Here is a 628-nt window from a genome sequence, read left to right as displayed (position 1 = left end):
AACGAAATCGCGGCGACCATGGTGACCGAGAACTGGCGGTAGATGATGCCGACCGAACCGGGGAAGAACGCCATCGGCACAAACACCGCGATCAGCACCAGCGTGATGCCGATGATCGCGCTGGTGATCTGCGACATCGCCTTCCGGGTCGCTTCCTTCGGCGGCAGGCCTTCCTCGGCCATGATGCGTTCGACGTTCTCGACCACGACGATGGCGTCGTCGACCACGAAACCGACCGAGAGCGTCAGCGCCAGCAGCGTCATGTTGTTGATCGAATAGTCGAGCGCGTACATCACCGCGCAGGTGCCCAGCACCGAGATCGGAACCGCAAGCGCCGGAATGAAGGTCGCGGAGGCCGAGCGCAGGAACAGGAAGATCACGACGATCACAAGACCCACCGCGATCAGCAGCGTCTCTTCGACGTCGGTGACGGACTCGCGGATGGAGACCGAGCGGTCGAGGGTCACGTCCATAGTGATGGACGGCGGAACCTGAGCCCGCAGCGACGGCAGCTTGGCCCGCACCGCGTCGACCACCGCCACGGTGTTGGCGTCTGGCTGCTTCTGGATCGCCAGCACGATGGAGCGCGTGCCGTTGAACCAGGTTGCGGCCTTGTCGTTTTCGACGC

1 protein-coding gene is annotated in these 628 nt (G+C 63.7%); it reads right to left on the bottom strand.

Annotated features, from left to right (window positions below; genetic code table 11):
* Positions 1-628 (bottom strand): efflux RND transporter permease subunit (locus ACP4IX_RS36435; protein WP_426558962.1); only part of this gene is annotated, 628 nt, incomplete at both ends.

The sequence above is a fragment of the Streptomyces sp. WG5 genome, assembly GCF_049974565.1.
Lineage (GTDB): Bacteria > Actinomycetota > Actinomycetes > Streptomycetales > Streptomycetaceae > Streptomyces.
The sequence above is the reverse complement of the archived record's forward strand: the minus strand, read 5'-3'. Positions and strand labels throughout refer to the sequence as shown.